Source organism: Mesorhizobium sp. M0136, assembly GCF_040322515.1.
Lineage (GTDB): Bacteria > Pseudomonadota > Alphaproteobacteria > Rhizobiales > Rhizobiaceae > Mesorhizobium.
Window position 1 is genome coordinate 1 of record NZ_JAMYTP010000036.1, and the last position, 17,568, is coordinate 17,568.

13 protein-coding genes, 1 pseudogene and 1 riboswitch are annotated in these 17,568 nt (G+C 59.9%); of the genes and pseudogenes, 7 read left to right on the plus strand and 7 right to left on the minus strand.

What is annotated here, in order from left to right; all coding sequences use genetic code 11:
* The coding region (locus tag NKJ35_RS28365; RefSeq protein WP_352650823.1) for a PfkB family carbohydrate kinase at positions 1–260 on the plus strand (260 nt) is incomplete at its 5' end.
* A 32-nt stretch (positions 261–292) separates the two neighbouring features.
* Here NKJ35_RS28365 and NKJ35_RS28370 read toward each other — a convergent pair.
* A complete protein-coding gene (locus NKJ35_RS28370) occupies positions 293–955 on the minus strand; it encodes a transposase (RefSeq protein ID WP_352650824.1) in 663 nt (220 codons plus the stop codon).
* A 289-nt stretch (positions 956–1,244) separates the two neighbouring features.
* Here NKJ35_RS28370 and NKJ35_RS28375 point away from each other — a divergent pair, with 289 nt between their 5' ends.
* On the plus strand, positions 1,245–2,873 hold the full coding sequence (locus tag NKJ35_RS28375) for an MFS transporter (protein WP_352650825.1): 1,629 nt from the start codon (positions 1,245–1,247) through the stop codon (positions 2,871–2,873).
* Between the two features lie 497 nt (positions 2,874–3,370).
* Positions 3,371–3,571: riboswitch (cobalamin riboswitch) on the plus strand.
* Positions 3,572–3,666: 95 nt separating this feature from the next.
* Positions 3,667–6,012: a 5-methyltetrahydropteroyltriglutamate--homocysteine S-methyltransferase gene (gene metE / locus NKJ35_RS28380; RefSeq protein WP_352650827.1), complete on the plus strand. Its 2,346-nt coding sequence runs from the start codon at positions 3,667–3,669 to the stop codon at positions 6,010–6,012.
* Positions 6,013–6,248: 236 nt separating this feature from the next.
* Here metE and NKJ35_RS28385 read toward each other — a convergent pair whose 3' ends face one another.
* Genes NKJ35_RS28385 through NKJ35_RS28395 form a run of 3 tightly spaced genes read right to left on the minus strand, consistent with a single transcriptional unit; the run spans position 6,249 to position 9,115 of the window.
* Entirely contained in the window at positions 6,249–6,893 is a 645-nt protein-coding gene (locus tag NKJ35_RS28385; protein ID WP_352650829.1) for an FMN-binding negative transcriptional regulator, read from the minus strand.
* A gap of 34 nt (positions 6,894–6,927) precedes the next feature.
* A complete protein-coding gene (locus NKJ35_RS28390) occupies positions 6,928–7,830 on the minus strand; it encodes a dihydrodipicolinate synthase family protein (RefSeq protein WP_352650830.1) in 903 nt (300 codons plus the stop codon).
* Between the two features lie 52 nt (positions 7,831–7,882).
* Positions 7,883–9,115 (minus strand): trans-sulfuration enzyme family protein, encoded by a 1,233-nt coding sequence (locus NKJ35_RS28395; RefSeq protein WP_352650831.1) that lies wholly within the window; start codon positions 9,113–9,115, stop codon positions 7,883–7,885.
* 73 nt (positions 9,116–9,188) lie between these two features.
* Between NKJ35_RS28395 and pdxR the strand changes: the two genes are divergently transcribed.
* The 3 genes from pdxR (at position 9,189) to NKJ35_RS28410 (ending at position 11,856) form a co-directional block, all read left to right on the plus strand.
* Complete coding sequence (pdxR, locus tag NKJ35_RS28400; RefSeq protein WP_352650858.1) at positions 9,189–10,694, plus strand: MocR-like pyridoxine biosynthesis transcription factor PdxR; 1,506 nt, start codon at positions 9,189–9,191, stop codon at positions 10,692–10,694.
* Between the two features lie 87 nt (positions 10,695–10,781).
* Positions 10,782–10,934 (plus strand): hypothetical protein, encoded by a 153-nt coding sequence (locus NKJ35_RS28405; protein WP_352650871.1) that lies wholly within the window; start codon positions 10,782–10,784, stop codon positions 10,932–10,934.
* A 448-nt stretch (positions 10,935–11,382) separates the two neighbouring features.
* Positions 11,383–11,856, plus strand: a complete 474-nt coding sequence (locus NKJ35_RS28410) for a B3/B4 domain-containing protein (RefSeq protein ID WP_352650833.1) — start codon at positions 11,383–11,385, stop codon at positions 11,854–11,856.
* A 1,040-nt stretch (positions 11,857–12,896) separates the two neighbouring features.
* Here NKJ35_RS28410 and NKJ35_RS28415 read toward each other — a convergent pair.
* On the minus strand, positions 12,897–13,952 hold the full coding sequence (locus tag NKJ35_RS28415) for a cytochrome-c peroxidase (protein ID WP_352650835.1): 1,056 nt from the start codon (positions 13,950–13,952) through the stop codon (positions 12,897–12,899).
* Positions 13,953–14,622: 670 nt separating this feature from the next.
* Positions 14,623–14,937: pseudogene (locus NKJ35_RS28420) on the minus strand (DUF982 domain-containing protein); the annotation flags it as partial.
* Positions 14,938–15,616: 679 nt separating this feature from the next.
* Here NKJ35_RS28420 and NKJ35_RS28425 point away from each other — a divergent pair.
* The gene (locus NKJ35_RS28425; RefSeq protein WP_352615682.1) at positions 15,617–16,087 is read left to right on the plus strand and encodes a Ros/MucR family transcriptional regulator; all 471 of its coding nucleotides are present in this window, start codon (positions 15,617–15,619) and stop codon (positions 16,085–16,087) included.
* A gap of 226 nt (positions 16,088–16,313) precedes the next feature.
* Here the strand turns inward: NKJ35_RS28425 and NKJ35_RS28430 are convergent, their stop codons facing one another.
* Entirely contained in the window at positions 16,314–16,526 is a 213-nt protein-coding gene (locus NKJ35_RS28430) for a cold-shock protein (RefSeq protein ID WP_023679670.1), read from the minus strand.
* Positions 16,527–17,568: the final 1,042 nt, after the last annotated feature.

Consider the following 17,568-nt stretch of genomic DNA (forward strand, 5'->3'; position numbering starts at 1 on the left):
CCCGCTCGGAAAAGGGCTCGGTGATCGTGCGCGGCGACGAGACCGTCACCATCGAGGCGACCAGGATCCGCGAGCTGGTCGACACGACAGGCGCCGGCGACCTCTATGCCGCCGGTTTCCTCTACGGCTACACGCAAGGCCGCAGCCTGAAGCAGTGCGGCGATCTCGGCTCGCTGGCCGCCGGGCTGGTCATCCAGCAGATCGGCCCGAGGCCAAGCCAGAATTTGCGCCACGAGGCCGAGCAGGCGGGGTTGCTGTAGCGCGGCGAGCCAAGAACCAGCTGCCACCCTCCTTAATCCAGCCCAAGCCTTTTCTTCAGTTCCGCATTCTCCTTGCGGAGACGATCGGCAAGCAGGCTCTTTAGCCGCTTGTTTTCTTCCTCGAGCGCGACGAGATCCTTCAGCCCGTCACTGTCCGCCGCAGGCGCCGCCGCCTTCTTCCAAAGATAATATGTCTGTTCCGAGATGCCGGCTTGCTTCACCGCGCTCTTGAGAGTAGCGCCGCCGCCGATCGAGGTCTCGATCTGCGCCAGCTTTTGGGCACGATCCTTCGCGGAGTAGCTCTTTCGGCCTGTTCGCGCTGACGGCGGTGCTTCAGTGGTCGCGGATATCGGCTTGGCGCCGGCGCTCGCCTCAGCTCCTGGCTTCCTCGACCGCCGCGCTCTCGTCTTCGGTTTTGGCGTTCCCGCTTTGTCTGCCGGTTCGCTATGAACTACTGCTGACTCGGTTTCCAGGGGATTGGCCATGAAATGTTTCACTCGCGGTTTGTGCAAAGGTTCAGCATCAGGGGCCACGACAGTAGAGTCAACAAGCTGACGATTTAACGGCTCGACTTCCTTTGTTGTCTCGGCCATCGCCGCGGCGATGTCGAAATTGCCCCAGATGGAACGTGCGGCTTTTTGATAATTGCGCTTTTGTTTGACTTCCACGGTGAATGGTCGCGTCTGCCGCCTCATAGTTCCTTCCTGAATAGAAGAATGAAGTCGCCGCTCGAATTTTTGGCGCTTCCTGCTTAGCGCGGAGCACTATCGTATAGCCGCTCAACGGGCAAGTGATGCCGGTCTTCGATGGCTGACCCATCTGGGGGGATTTGAGCGGCTTCGCGCGTCCTGCGCATGCCTGTAAGGCCGCCAAGTTTTCTGGGTTAGCAGGCGCGCCACTGTGGCAGCTTGGCTTGTAGGCGAGGCCATGGTTGAGTGAGGCGAAACAAATCCAGCCCCGCGGTCGATCCCGAAGCTTCCCACAATGGCGAAGAGAACATCTTCACTCGTTCCTTTTCAGCACAAGACCTTCCGTTCGCTATGGTCGGCTGCACTCGTTTCGAACCTTGGCACGCTGGTGGAAGGTGTGGCGGCGGCTTGGCTGATGACGAGCATCGCCACCTCCCATGGAATGGTGGCGCTTGTCCAGTCATCGACCACCCTCCCCTACATGATCTTCTCGCTCGCGGCGGGAGCGCTCGCGGACAACTTTGACCGTCGCCGGATCATGTTGACTGCGCAACTGCTGATGGTCTGCGTATCCGCCTTCCTGGCGTTCCTGACCTATGCGGGGGAAATGACACCCTGGACCCTTCTGGGTCTCACCTTCCTGATCGGCTGTGGTTGGGCATTGCACGATCCCTCTTGGCAAGCCTCGATGGGGGATATCCTGCCTCGCGAACACCTGCCAAGCGCGGTTGCGCTCAACGGCATGAGCTACAATCTCATGCGCAGCATCGGGCCGGCGATTGGCGGCATAATCGTGGCCACAGCCGGTGCGGCCTTCGCGTTCCTCTTCAACGTCTTTTGCTACTTCGCTCTGATCGCTGCGCTGTTGCGGTGGAAAGCCGCACGGGCACGACAAGCGTTGCCGCGGGAGGCTTTCGGCAGTGCGATGGCGGCGGGCTTCCGTTACGTGCTCTTGTCGCCGAACCTCCTCAAGGTGATGTGCCGGAGTTTCATTTTCGGCCTCACCGCCGTTGTCATTTTGGCTCTCCTGCCGTTGGTTGCGCGCGAACAGATCAAAGGGACTGCGGTCACCTACGGCGTGATGCTCGGCTTCTTCGGCCTGGGAGCGATTTGCGGCGCGCTCCTCATCGGGCGGGTCCGAGAAGTTCTCTCCAACGAATGGGTCATTCGCGGTGCGTTCTTTATATTGGCGATCAGCTGCTTCTTTCTGGCATGGAGTGAGCACGTTTGGCTGAGCTGTCTCCTCCTCATGCCGGCCGGTGCGGCTTGGATTCAATCATTCTCGCTGTTTAACGTCACAGTGCAGCTTTCGGCGCCGCGGTGGGTGGTTGGACGCGCCCTGTCTCTCTATCAGACGGCCACATACGGCGGCATGGCGGCGGGAAGCTGGCTTTGGGGCGAACTGGCGGATGTCCAAGGTGTTTCGGGAGCCTTCCTCGTCGCCAGCGTGGTTCTTGTGATTGGTGGACTGATGGGGATCGTTCTGCCTCAGCCGGATTTCGAAACGCTCAATCTGGATCCGACCAACAAGTTCAGCGAACCGACGCTGCAACTTAACCTGCGGCCACGAAGCGGTCCGATCATGGTGATGGTCGATTATCGTATCGATCAGAGAGATGTCCCAGAATTTCTCAGTGTGATGACATCGTGGCGAAAAGCCCGGCTGCGAGATGGCGCCAGACAATGGGCGTTGCTGCGTGACCTGGAAAAGCCCGAACTATGGACCGAGTGCTATCATGTGCCAACCTGGGTCGAGTATGTTCGCCACAACAACAGGCAGACCCAGGATGACGCCGAAATCGTTGCGCGCCTGGAAGCGCTGCACCGTGGCGATTGCCCGCCCAAGACGCATCACAAGATCGAACGCCAAACCGTGCGCGTGCACGACGATTTGCCGCTCAGGCCTCATTTGGACAGGACTTGAGCTGGCCCGGTGGTTTAAGCCGGGTTCCCTTGAGCCGGTGGGCTGCGAACAAGCAGTTCGAGACATTGGCCTCGATCACTTCGCAACACGCGGCTGCAGCGGGCCTCGGGTGCTCCCCTCGAAGTCGTTGTGTCGTATCACCGAGGGCATCACAGCCAACACCTTCCACATGGGCAACAGCCTCGCCATTGAGCCGAATATGGTCGCGAGCAGATCACCAAAGAAGCGGTCGGAACCTCGGAACGAAGTTCGACGCCGAGGTGGCGTTCGCATGATGCGGGAAGCAGCACCACGGCGCTTAACGGTATGGTTGCCGCCGGCAGCCGACGAACTCCTATCCTGCTGGACCGCTGTGCGTCATTGCTTTGATTTACCAGGCGCTCAAGGCTCCCACAGTCCTGGCTTTCGAGACGACCTTTGGGAAACATGCAACCCGAATTTAACATAACGACATAAACATTTCTTTATGCGGCGTTGACAAGGAAGCGAACTGCTGTAATTGTCTCCCGTGTCGTGGTTCTCCGTACGGCGCTGCCGCAGCGGAGCTAAGAGGGAAGCCGGTGCGATGCCGGCGCTGCCCCCGCAACTGTTAGCGGCGAGCCAACCCCACTCATGTCACTGAGGCGAATAGCCTTGGGAAGACGGGTAGAGGCTATGACCCCGCGAGCCAGGAGACCTGCCACGGCGAATTACGTCCACGGGCGGGGTGTCTCGGTGGCCGCTGCAGCCTGGCGTTCGTGCCGGCCTGCTAGCGCCTTCCTTGTCACCGACGCCCCAACCATCGGGGTCTGGCATGACTGTCTCTCAGCAAATTCCTGTAGCAACGCTCGGCGTGCCGCGCTTCGGTCGTAAGCGAGAACTGAAATTCGCGCTTGAAAGCTACTGGTCCGGAAAATCTTCCGCTGGCGACCTTCTCACCAGTGCGAAGGCGCTCCGTGCCGCTAGCTGGGAGGAGCAGCACGATCGCGGCGTGTCGAAAATCCCGTCGAACGACTTCTCGCTCTACGATCATGTGCTCGACACCGCAGCCATGGTCGGCGCCGTTCCATCCCGTTACGGCTGGAATAGCGGCGAGGTTCCACTTGAAATCTACTTCGCAATGGGGCGGGGCAACCAGGGTCAGACGGAGGATTGTCGACACGCTGGTCACCAGCAGGCGGCTCATCGGTCTGATGTAACCGCGATGGAAATGACCAAGTGGTTTGACACCAACTATCACTACATTGTGCCGGAACTCAACGATGATCAGACGTTCGCCCTCTCGTCGACGAAACCGGTCGATTACTTCATCGAGGCTAAAGCTCTCGGCGTTCACACACGCCCAGTCATCCTTGGACCGATCACCTTCCTCAAGCTGGCGAAATCGCCTGCCGAAGGATTCGATCCCATCGCGCTCCTGCCGCGGCTGCTGCCCGTCTACGAGCAACTCCTGCAGAGGCTGAAGCTGTCTGGAGCCGACTGGGTGCAGATCGATGAGCCAGCGCTTGTCCTCGATCTGAACCCGAACGAACGAGCTGCGTTCGAATTCGCCTATGGCCAGCTGTCGAAAGCCGCGCCCGAGCTGAAGATCATGCTGGCTACCTATTTCGGGCCGCTGGGAGACAATCTCGAAACCGCGGTTTCTCTGCCCCTGGCCGGGCTGCATATTGATCTCGTGCGCGCTCCCGAGCAGCTGGAAACGGTGGGTCGGCTCGCACGGAAGGATCTGGTGCTCTCGCTTGGCTTGATCGATGGCCGCAACGTCTGGCGTGCGAACCTGCCCGCCATTCTCGACCGCATCAAACCGATCGTCGCCGGCTGGCCCTTGGACCGCGTCGAGATCGCGCCTTCTTGCTCGATGCTGCATGTGCCGATCGACCTCCGCATGGAGACGGAACTCGACGCGGACATCAGGTCGTGGCTCGCCTTCGCGGCCCAGAAGACCGACGAGTTGGTGTTGCTTGCCCGGGCCCTGTCCCAAGGCAGGGATGCGGTGGCAGGCGCGTTGAAAGCGTCTGCCGAGGCTGCCGCCACTCGCGTGACATCCACGAAGATCCATGAACCGCTGGTTGAGGGGCGGATCGCCAGCATTGACGACAGCATGAAGCGACGAGAGAGCGCTTTTGCCGAGCGCTCCAGAGTCCAGGCCGGCACGCTCGGACTGCCGCCGTTCCCGACGACGACCATCGGGTCCTTCCCGCAGACGCCGCAGGTACGCAGGGCGCGGGCCGCTCATGCGAAGGGCCAGCTGAGCTATGTCGACTACGAGACCTTCCTGAAGAAGGAGATCGAGGCTGCAATTCGCTGGCAGGAAGAGATCGGGCTGGACGTGCTGGTGCACGGTGAGTTCGAACGAAACGACATGGTACAGCATTTCGGCGAGCAGCTGTCCGGCTTCGCCTTCACCCAGCATGCCTGGGTGCAGAGCTATGGGTCGCGTTACGTGCGCCCCCCCATCATCTTCGGCGACGTATCGAGGCCCAATCCGATGACGCTGCGCTGGTGGCAGTTCGCCCAGTCGCTTACGGAAAACCCTGTGAAGGGAATGCTCACAGGCCCAGTGACCATTCTCAACTGGTCATTTGTTCGCGACGACGTACCCCGCTCCGAAGCATGCCGCCAGATCGCGCTCGCCATCCGCGACGAAGTGACGGATCTCGAATGGTCCGGCGCAAGGATGATCCAGATCGATGAGGCCGCGTTTCGCGAAGGATTGCCACTGCGCCAGTCTGATTGGAACGACTATCTCGACTGGGCTGTCGAATGCTTCCGGATCGCTTCAACGGGCGTAAAGGACGCGACTCAAATCCATACCCACATGTGCTATTCGGAGTTCAACGAGATCATCGACGCGATCGCTGAAATGGATGCGGATGTCATTTCGATTGAGACGTCGCGCTCGAAAATGGAACTGCTGGACGCCTTCACGAGCTCCAAATATCCGAATGAAATCGGGCCCGGAGTCTACGACATTCACTCACCACGGGTCCCGGAAGTCGGCGAGATTTCGGATCTCGTCATGCTTGCCCGCGAGCGACTGTCCGATGCCCAACTGTGGGTAAACCCGGACTGTGGCCTCAAAACCCGCAAGTGGGAGGAGGTCCGCCCTGCCCTCATGAACATGGTTGCTGCAGCACGCGCGCTCCGGGAGAAAGTGTAGGCCGGAGGGTTTCGTGGTTGCTCACCATGTGATGAGTTACCGGCTGCCGCATGTGGGCCGTGAATGTGCCAAAACGCGATCACATCCTTTGAAATAAGTCACTCGAGCGAGAATGTGCACTTTCCTTCGGCACGTGCAATTTCGTGTGCCAGGCGTTTATCGTTCGCTCGGCTTTTCGCAGCACCATCCAGGGTAAGCTTTGCTGACATTCATCAAAGTGCGATGAGCCACGCTCTTCAGCCTTGTTTGGGCTTCCGGGCGGCGGCTGCAAGCATCGCCTGACCGACGCGGCGGTCGCCTTGGGCGTTCAGCATTTCGCCGGCATTGCAGATATCACGTGCCTCCTTGTTCTGGCTGAGCTTGGCTTTGCCTACAAGGCGGGTGATCTCGATCTCCAGGCCGATGATCGCCTTGACCATAGTGTCGATGAAGTCCTTCGGCGCGTTACCCATCTTCCACGGGACAGGCTGGGTCGCCTCGTGCCTGTGGGTCAGTTTGGCGACATTGCGGCGGACATAGCGTTCGTCGTCGTGGATTGTGATCCATCCATATGCATGTGCGACGAGGTAGTTCCAGGTCGGCACCTGCTTGTGGAACTCCTGCTTGCTCGGATACCACTGCGGCGAAATGTAGGCGTCGGCGGCGCGGAACACCACGAGCACCTCATCGCCGGTCGCCACGTCCTGCCAAACTGGATTGTTGCGTGCGACGTGGCAGCGAAGGGTACCGTTTTCTCCCTGTGACGTGTCGAGTTCGAAGGGGATGTGATTGGCGTCGAGACCGCTCCGGCCATGGGTTATCAGCACGCCAAGGGCGTTGTTCTCGATCAGTTCGTAAAGGACTTCTCGGCTCGGTTCATCGAAATGCGCGGGTACATACATGACAGTTCCTTTCACTGGCCGCCGGGTTCGCTGTTCACCGGTTGGCATCCGATGGCAAGCGTTCCAACGCGGCGGCGATCTGGCGCTTCACTGCTGAGGGCAGAGGCAGGATGGGACGCGGAGGGTCGGCACGGCAAATGTCGAGCAATTCGGCAAGTGCAAAGACGACGCGAAGGCTCGAAAACTCCTTGAAGAGGTTCCAGAACGGCGCAAGCGTGGCATCGATCCGTCGCGCTTCGGCCGCATCGCCCTGTTGCGCCGCCGTGACGATCGTCACGCAGACCTCGGGCAGGATGCCGGCGAGGACGCTGTACCATGTGTCGGCGCCGGCGATCATGGCCTCTGCGGCGTTCCAGTCGCCGCTGTAGCCGATCGAGAACCCTTCCGGCACAGTGCGCCTCTGGTCGGCCAGATGGCTCTTGATCGCATCGCCCTTGTCTGTCGGATTCTTGATAGCGACGATCCCCCGCACCTTTGCCAGGCGGCTGACGAGTGCTGGGGTGAAACGGAAATGCGTCGTTCCTGGATTGTCGTAGACGACGATCGGCAGGCCGCTTCCGCTCGCCACAGTCGAGAAATGTTCGAACACCTCGTCATCAGTAAGCGGGGTGTAGGAGGCGGCGGCAAGCAAACCCGCAGCAGCTCCAAGGGCCTTGGCGTCCTGCGCGAGCCTCACTGCTTCGTCGGTGCGCAGCGCGCCCACACCCACCACGACCGGCATTCGCCCGGCGATTTCGTCCAAGGTCTCGGCGAGCGTCCGTCGCCGTTCCTCGCGCGACAGATACATGTAGGTGCCGGTGCTGCCGAGAAGACCGATGGAGTCGACCTGAGCGGCGCCAAGCCGAGCAATCAGCCTGCGCAGAGCAACGGTATCGACGCGGCCGTCACGATCGGCGGGCGTGATGGGAAACGCGGAAAGACCGCTCAGGAATGCCATGGCAAGGCTCCAGGTTTGTGCGTGAGCGCAGGACTGGCCGGACGACAGGTCATCACAGGGCGTCCAGAGCCCGCCGCAGGTCGGCGATGAGGTCATCGGCGTCTTCAAGACCCACCGAGAGACGCATGAGGTCCTCGCCGACTCCATCGGCCAGATGCGCATCCTTGCGGATCGGCTGACGAGCACGGGTCAGGCTTGCCGGATGATAGATGAGGCTGTCGGCATCGCCGAGGCTGACAGCCCGGGTGATCAGGTTGAGCCGGTCCATCATCCGGCGCGCGCCTTCGTATCCAGCGCGCAGGCCAAAGGCCAACATGCCCGACCCTTGGGACATCTGCTTTCGCGCCGTCACCTGATCAGGGTGCGAGTCGAGGAAGGGATAACTCACCCATGCCACCGCCGGGTGCGCCTCGAGCGCCTGAGCCACCGCAAGGGCCGTGGCGCTGTGCCGTTCCATGCGCAGAGTGAGCGTCTTCAGACCGCGCAGGATCAGGAAGGCTGACATGGGCGAGAGCGCTGCGCCGGTGATGTAGCGCAAGCCCGTTTCGTGCAGCGTGCGGAGCGTTGGCGCGTCGCCGAGAATCGCCCCGCCAAGGGCATCGCCGTGCCCATTGATGTATTTGGTCAGCGAGTGGAGCACGAGGTCTGCCCCATGTTCGAGCGGCCGCTGGAGCGCGGGGGAGGCGAAGGTGCTGTCGACTGCAACCTTTACACCGCGCGCGTGGGCGCGCTCGGCAATGGCAGCGATGTCGCAGATGCGGCTCAGCGGATTCACCGGCGTCTCGAAGAAAACAAGCCGGGTCCGCTCGGTAATCGCGGCATCGAGATTGTGAGGATCGGACAGGTCGACCGCGACGACCTTGATGCCGAAGCGGGGGACCGCCTGTTCGACCATGGCAAGCGTGTTCACATAAAGCGTCCTGTCGACGATGAGTTCATCGCCTTGGGACAGGAGCGACAGGATCAGCGTCCCGAAAGCCGCCATCCCCGAGGCAACGACCAGACCTGCCTCGGCTCCTTCCAGATTGGCAAGCCGTTGTTCGAGGATCTCCGTCGTCGGGTTGTATTCGCGCGCATAGAGCCTTCCACCAAGCGCGGCGGCGGCCTCGTTCGCTGCCACGCTTTCGAATCCATAGGTCGAGGTCAAGAAGACTGGCGGCTGAACGGCATTGGAAAAGCCGGCGGGATCGTAGCCATGATGGATGGCCCGAGTGGCGAATCCGGGACCGGTGTCGTTGAGCGACCGCGTGAGAGTATCGGTTTCGGATTGATAGGAGCGGGTCATTCGGCCTCTAGATCTTTCTTGGGTTTCCGAAAGATTGCCGGCAAACTGGCCAATGTGAAATATCCAGTTGGCGATGAATGAAATGGTCCAGTCTTCAAGTGCCGGTTCTGCAGGTCGCACGCACGCGATGGGTGCACGCCAGATCTACGAGGCTCTTCGCGAGCAAATCCTCGGCGGCGTTTATGAAACCGGCAGTCAGCTGCCGTCCTCCCGAGGCCTCGCAAATGACCTTGGGGTTTCGCGAACGACCGTGACGGTCGCCTATGAGCAACTGGCTGCGGAAGGTTTCATCGAAGTCCGTCAAGGCGCACGACCTCGCGTCGTGTCTTCGTTGATCGGCCCTGAGACAAGCCGCATTTCCGCGAAACGGGTCGGCCAGGTTCTTCTGTCCGCCTATGGGGGACGACTGCGCGCCACACCGCCCTGGCCAGATTATCTGCTGAACGCGCTAAAGGTCGATTTCCGCTACGGTGACCTGGCGCCGTCGGATTTCCCTGCATTGATCTGGAAACGCGCGATGAACGAGGCGATGGCGCAGCGCCCGTTGCGTCTTGCCTATGACGATCCTCGCGGCTCGCGCCGGCTGCGCCAAGCGTTGCAGGGCTATCTCTGGCGCGCCCGAACCCTGAGCTGCGACCTCGAGCAGATCATCATCGTCAACGGTTCGCAGCAGGGCCTCGACCTGTGCGCGCGCCTGCTTCTCGATCCCGCCGACAGCTTCGTCATAGAGGATCCGTGCTACAGGATGGCGCGTCAGGTCTTTGCCAGCACAGGCGCCTCGCCCGTCCCGGTCACCGTCGACGAGGACGGGATGAAGACGGAGTTGCTGGCGGGGATCGGGGCACGACTGGCCTATGTCACGCCATCGCATCAGTTTCCGCTGGGCGGCGTCATGCCGATCGCGCGCCGCCATCAGCTTCTGGAATGGGCGCGGCACAACAACGCCTATGTGATCGAGGACGACTACGACAGCGAATATCGCTACGATATCAATCCGGTCCCTCCGCTGCACAGTCTTGAGGACCACGGGGCTGTCATCTACCTCGGCACGATCTCCAAAACGCTCTCGCCGATGCTGCGTATCGGCTATCTCGTCGTCCCGACGGAATTGCAGGAGGTCTTCGCTACCGCCAAACAATTCGCGGACCGGCATTCGCCGGTAGCTGAACAGGAGGCTCTGGCCTCTTTAATCGAGAGTGGCGGCTACGAAAGCCATGTGCGGCGCGTGCGCAGGCTGAACGGCGAGCGTCGGGAGACGTTGTTGGGCGCCTTGCGGCGCAGCTTCGGTGATCGCATCGCTGTCCAGGGAGCAGATGCCGGTCTGCACGTCGTCGTTTGGTTCGACGAACTGCCGCGATCGCGGGAAACGACCCTGGTCGAAGCCGCCCGAGGCGCGGGCCTGGGGCTGCACCTGATCTCGCCCCTTTACGAGCGGCAATCGGACGAAGGCCACATCGATCGCGTGGGGCTTGTCATGGGCTATGCCGCCTTGAGCATTCGGCAGATCGAGAAGGGCGTTGAGATCCTGCGAGCGGTTGTCAAGCAGGTGCAAGACGCGTTGCCGGGACACGGTGGCTAAAACGGCGGGACGTGGCGTGCTGGCGAGGAAACCGACCCTTGGGCTGAACCGCATTTCGTGCAAAGCCAACTGGACTGGGAAAACGCCATGCAACTGGCGCTGTTGATCAGGCCAGTTTGGCGGCAGATTTTCGTGCGAGACGAATTTCCGAGAGCGATGCATAACCGGCAAGGAAAGCTGCTTCACATCCATATCGCGCCCGCTGCCTTTTATGAAATGGAGGATCTGGCGGAGGCGTAGCTTGTTGCCGGCCGAGGCGGGCTCGAGCACCCGCAAGAGATAATCGACGATCTCTACCAGGCCTTGTCCACGGCCGAATGATGGAATTATCCAGCGCATGGTGCGGCATGCACCATGCCGATGCCAGAAGATCTGGACGCTCGACAAGCACCTTTCTTCAAACATTTCCCGAACGACCCGCAGCGCAAAGCCTCCTCATGAGAAAAGAGCATCCCATGTCTTTCACGCCATTGATTGCCCCCGAGATCAAGGCCCGCTACCCGGATTTTCATCTGATCAGCATTGTGGTGCGGAACGCTGAAATCGACGTGCCGGATGCACAGGCGTTGAACGACACGATTGCGGCGGCGGAACAGGCGGCGCTTCGCGATGACGTCCAAAGGGACGCGCATCTTGCCGCGTGGGCCGTTGCCTACGAGGCTTTCGGCACAAAGGCCAATCGAACGCCGTGCTCGGCCGCCGCGCTTCTCAAGCGGGTGCGGAAAGATGGCTCTCTCCGCGGATTTCCCCACTGGTTGATGCCTACAATGCCGTCAGCGTGTTGTATGGCGTTCCGATTGGCGGGGAGGATCTCGATCTTTACCAGGGGGTCCCGAGACTTTTAATTGCGAAGGGAGCGGAGCCATTCGACACGATCCAGCAAGGTGAAATGGTAATCGAGCATCCCGAACCGGGCGAAGTCATCTGGTGCGATGATGCCGGTGTCACGTGCCGCCGCTGGAACTGGCGGCAGGGGCGGCGCACCATGGTCACGGTCCATACCCGCGCCATGTGGCTCGTGCTGGAAGCCCTCGGCCCAATGTCAGCTAAACAGATGACGGCCACCGGAGAGCATCTGATGGGACTTATCCAAGCGTTGTGCCCGGGTGCGCGAATCGAAACCGCGCGAATCGACGAGTCCACTACATCTCGTGTTCCTTAGGGCATGGCCCCATCTTTCGGAGAAACACCCCACTCAGCCCTGTCCGGATCTGGCGCTCCTTGCTCGCTCCGCTGGCCTACACAGTTGATGCGAACGACCCAGAACGGCTCTCGAAAACGAGCGTCGAACGAAATCAGATCACTCCTTGTTCTCCCTTAGCTTGTTTGGCGTACTTTTATCGCGATGCCTCCAGTGGGGATGGTCCAAATTGCGCAAGCTCGGTCGAGTGATCGCGGAGAAGCTTAATGTCGACTACATCGAAATTCATGGAGCGGTACGGACAACGGGTGCAAACCCGGGACGTCGTCCCGGTGTCGTCAGGCTCTCCCGTCCGACTGAGCCTCAGTTTTCTTCACGGCGCGAATACTCCTGAGGCCGCCCGGATTCTCGTTAAGAGACAGCTGCCGCTCAGGACGGCCCACGCGATACTCACGGAGATGGTCGATCACGGCAAGGCGTTCGTGACGGTTCCTTGCGTTGACGACCTATTGGCACTGAAGAATGAACTGTCGTCCGCAGGCGTGATCGGGAAGGTTCATGCGCCGCGGCCGATAAGTGTTCGCGAAGTCCGGGATCGCACGAAGCTCTCTCAGGAGGCATTCTCCGTGAGGTATGGCCTCGATCTGGCAACGCTTCGAAACGTGGGAGCAAGGTCGCTCGAAACCGGATGCAGCGGCGAATACTCTCCTTTGGACCATCGCCCGGAATCCGGAAGCAGTCGAAGAATCGCTGGACGTGGAGGACGGAGTGGCTTCCCCTTCGCCCTAAGGGGGCCGATCACTTCGGCGCGCGGCAATTCGGCCGTCAGCGCGATGGCCGGCCGCCGCGCGGTATCGACAGCGCGCGAGCCTCATGCGTCAGACGCCTTCCTTGGCATGTCGCACGCCAGATCCCAAACATGTTTCCATCGCAACGAGCTGGTGACGGAAGCAGTGTCTGCACTTTGGAAACGAGCCATTTGCGTTCTCATGGACGTCGCGACCCGTCTCGTCCAGTAAAAGTCGCAATCATTGTCAATTGCGATGTAGTCAGCTGGCCGTTTATTTTCCTAAGATCTGCGTTACAGGCCGGGGTGTTGTCGCCGTTTCGGCGGGTAAGATGGGATAGGCGACCTCGGGTGCCTTTCCGGTCAGCGAGTTGAGGAAGGCAACAAGCAGGTCGACTTCTTCGTCCGCCAGTACCACGCCAAGCTGGGTGGTTCCCATGATGGCAACGGCCTGTTTCAGATCCCAAACCTTGCCCGAATGAAAGTATGGCGCGGTGAGTGCAACGTTGCGCAGCGGCGCCACGCGGAAAACATAGGAGTCGTCGGCTGCATTGGTGACCGCAAATCGGCCCTTGTCTTTTTCCGGCAGGACCTCGGCGCTGGGCTGTTCCACGAGGCCGAATGGGTAATAGGCTTCCCCACCAACGTTGATGCCGGCATGGCAGGACGAGCAGCCTTTGTCCATGAAAAGCGCCAGGCCCTGTTTCTGTTCGGAAGTCATGGCAAGCTCATCACCATTCAGGAAGCTGTCGAAGGGGGCCGGCGTGACCAGTGTCGCCTCGAAGGCTTCGATTGCCTTGGCGAAGTTGTCGAAGGTGACCCGATCGGCTTCAGCCGGAAAAGCTGCATCGAACCACTCGACATATTGCGGCATCGACTTGAGCGTGGCGACGACTTGACCCGGTGTATTGGCCATTTCGACGCCGGCTTGGACCGGTCCCTTCGCCTGAGCCTTCAGGTCTTCGGCACGACCGTCCCAGAACTGGGCGATGTTGAAGACAGCGTTCAGTACAGTCGGCGCGTTGCGCGGTCCCTTCTGCCAACCATGGCCGATCGAGGTTTCGTGATTGTCGTCGCCGCCGGTGGCCAGGTTGTGGCACGAGTTGCACGACAAGACGCCTGACGCAGAAACGCGTGGATCGAAGAACAGTGCCTTGCCGAGAGCGATCTTTTCCGGGGTGATCGGGTTGTTGGCGACTGCCGGCGTGGTGGATGGCAAAGCCCTGAAGGTGGCCAGTGCCGTTTCTCTGAGGTCTGCGGGGATCGAATCCGCAGCAAAAGCGGTGGCTGCCAGCAAGGGGACAGCCATCGTACTAAATAGGATTTTCATAAATGATCTCGCTGCGTCGTGCACGCAGCCACTCTGGGATATGCGGCTCATGAACGCCCTGCGCTAGATCAGCTGCGGGAGAGGACCGGGGTCTGACACCTGTTTTCGCGGCAGAGATGGGACCGTCTCGGAAGTGAACGCTCTTCTCGATTGGATTTCAGGGAGCCGGAGGATCGCTGCTCGGCAAGCGGCGGCGCCGGAGCCCGGAGCCGTGCTTCGGTTCTCTCTGCGCCTTCAACTATGAAGAAATCGGGGCCACCGTGTCCGATTCGGTTTGGGGCCGGTTATCTGTTCCGCAGCAGGTCCTGCTCGACTTCCGCCTGCCTTCGCCAGATCGACGTGGGCCCAAATCGATCCGCGATAGTGTCTTGTAGCACCTTTGCGGGACGATCTTATTTCGACTGTAGAGGGCCGTTTCGGGTGAGCAAAATTACACGAATTTCAAAGGGCGCCCGAGTAGCTGTTTTGATTGGCTTGTGAGGCCTATAGCCTCCATCGAGCGAATATTGGCAGACGACGGAGCACAATTTTGGCTTCGTTTATCAGCTTCAATGGGCCAACTGCTTTGCTATAATTACAGGGCAATTTACCGTCATGAATTCGAGAGAACCAAGTCCCACGCAGTGATTTTCACACCGGAAGCGTTGCAGTCCTGTCGCGAGAAGCTCGTTTACAACAAGATGATTAACATCGCCATAGCGCGCAATATTGTTTGTTCGCTATAGTACACTCCAGATGCCGGCGAAATCTCGATACAATAACCTCGTCGGCGTTCCCGCTCCGGCTTCAGATACGACTGCGACGCCGATACTTGCGCTTTTCCACTGCCCGACATGCAGGCAGCGAGCCATTGCATCGCGGAGGTTGCATCTTCCAATATGGCGACCTGTTCCCCAAAGCGGAAAAAAGTCTTGCGCGCTGCGCTCGCAGGTATTCGTCCGTTGTATGCATCAAAGCACGCCGTGAGAGCGGCTTCGTAGATCCGGTCTCTGCCATCTTCTGGTCATTCGTTGAGAAAATCGATAGCATCCGCAGGACTGGCAATCTCTTGCACGATGTGCACCGCCCGCCTTACAAAAAGTGGGCTGCTGAAAGTCCCTGAGCTCATTCGTTCCTCCCGACCTGCTGAACCGCTGGTTTGCGTGAACAGGCGCCTGCTCTACACCCGCCCACCATTGCGGAATGTGTTGTCACAGCGATAGCGGTTCAACAGCAAAGCAGCGGCGTGATGTCCTCGGTTTACCAGCGGGCCAAACCCTAATATCCTGCTGCGAGAGAGGCTCACCGGATGAATCTACATCGTTTCGACCATTGCGAATCAACGCTTGATAGTTCCTCCACGCGCCATCAGGAAGCGGCCACTGCTCTGCCACCGATTTCACAGCCAAAGAGAGGATGGCGAAACAGAAATAGCCCGCTTCGTTTCGAGATTACTGGTCATTTCGGCGCAAAGCTTACGGCGAGACGCGCCTGAAAATGCGCAAGCACCGCGGCAGCTCGCCAACAACGGACGGATCAACGGTCACGACGGCGGGATACCGCGCCGTAGATCTCGCTGGACGAACATCGCAACAATCCTGTCGAGACCTTTGTTGCTTTCAGCGGCGACCGCCACTATGAAGCGACGCTTCGCCGACTGTGTTTCACGCCGCCTGGAGAGTTTCATGACAGAAGAAGCCGAAAAAAACATCGACACCCTCATCGAGCTCACGGCCGATGTCGTCTCAGCCTATGTCTCCAACAATCCGATCCCGGTGGGGGATCTCCCTGCCCTCATCGGCCAAGTGCACGCGGCTCTGAAAGGGACGGCCCGAGGTGTCTCTACAGAAGAGCCGGTTGCCCTTACGCCTGCAGTCCCGATCAGGAAGTCGGTGACACCGGACTACCTCATCTCCCTTGAGGACGGGAAGAAATTCAAATCGCTAAAGCGCCATCTGTCGACCCACTATGGGCTGACGCCAGATGGATATCGGGCCAAATGGGGCCTGCCGGCGGATTATCCGATGGTCGCGCCGAACTACGCCGCGGCGCGCTCGTCATTGGCCAAGACGATGGGGCTCGGCCGCAAACCGAAAGCGCCGGAAGCGCCGGAGCCGGCCCCGACGAAGCGAACCCGCAAGAAGGTCGCGGCTTGATTTCGGCAATCGAGATTCGTTCTGGAGCGTTGCAGCCATCGGCTTAATCTGCGCGTCATATAAAAAGGCGGGGCCAACCCCGCCTTCCTTTCAAAAAACTTTGTTTCATGAGGAATTCGCGACGCCTGCAGCAATCTGCTGCCCTCAGTTTTGCTCGCTCCCATCGAGCGGCCGTGAGGACCTCCGGACCTACGCGCCCACTCTTGCCAGGACGCAGGAGAAAATTTCAACCAGCTTTGCTGAGGCTGCCAGCGGAGGATTTGCCGGTGCGGCGATCCTGCTCGATCTCATAGTTGATCTTCTGGCCGTCAGCGAGGGTCGAGAGGCCCGCGCGTTCGACAGCGGAAATGTGGACGAAAACATCCGGACCGCCATTGTCGGGCTGGATAAATCCAAACCCCTTGGTGCTGTTGAACCACTTTACCGTTCCAGTCGGCATATACGTGTTCCTCCTTAACAATTGCAACGTGGGCAGGCCATCAGGCCTGCCCGACTCATAGCCGAGACTTGGGCGCAGCAAAAAGCGAAAAATTGTTAAACCCCGATCAGCTGGCGCACTCCATCTTGGCCGTAGTCGCCAGCAAGCACTGTCCGACACTACCGCTCGAGCACGGCCGGAAGCGCCCGATCCTTCCAACGCTCCTCAGCGCCACATCTATGGCTGGTGCTTGGAGGCACGGGACGTAAGGCCGACCGCTGCTCGTGCCGCGAGGTCAAAGGCCGGATAGTTCAGGGAGTTACCTTCGTGCATAACGGCTTGGCAAGCGCTTGAAGGAGTTTCGAATTGGATTGTTTCAAGAGGGTCGAGGGGTTAATCGATGCCACCAGCGTGGAAGCGATCGATAACGCCCGTTTTGCTGGACCAGTTCAAGGGCAAGTCAGAAACAATCGCCCAAGCGATCAACGTCAATCCTACTTGATTTCATGACCTTGCTGTTTGTGGTAGAAGCTACCCGCGAGCGGTTCCACAACCCGGCGAGGCGGTTGGCGCGTATCAGATTGAGCAGGATCAGGCTGTTACTCACCCGATGCTCTTGACCTAAGGGACCACGCCGCCAGGGATGCGTTTGCAGCCGCAAAGAAGGCAAAATCTGTTCGCCGGCAAACCGAGCACAGCCAGTCGGTATTTACGCAGATGAATTCGACCGCAACCGCCAAATTCTCCTGTTTGGTACCCAGCGACGACGGCAAGCGCGGACAGCTTCCGTGCTGCTGTCCTCCAGCGACAAACGTGCCTGCATGCCCCTCTACGGCGAGCTCGACGGTTGTTTCTTACGTCTGACCAAGGTCCCGCGCAAACACTCCCCTTTCCTTTCGCGCAGCAACTCATCAGGCTCAACGGCCTCGCGGCAGGCGCATTACGCCAGAAGCGCGACCGCATCGTTTTTTCCCGCCCGAGTCCTACGATCTTCGTTGTCCAGCGCCTCGCCGATATCGCCCAAGTTGCCGATTTTTGGATCAAATCCGTCCTAGCGCGAGCA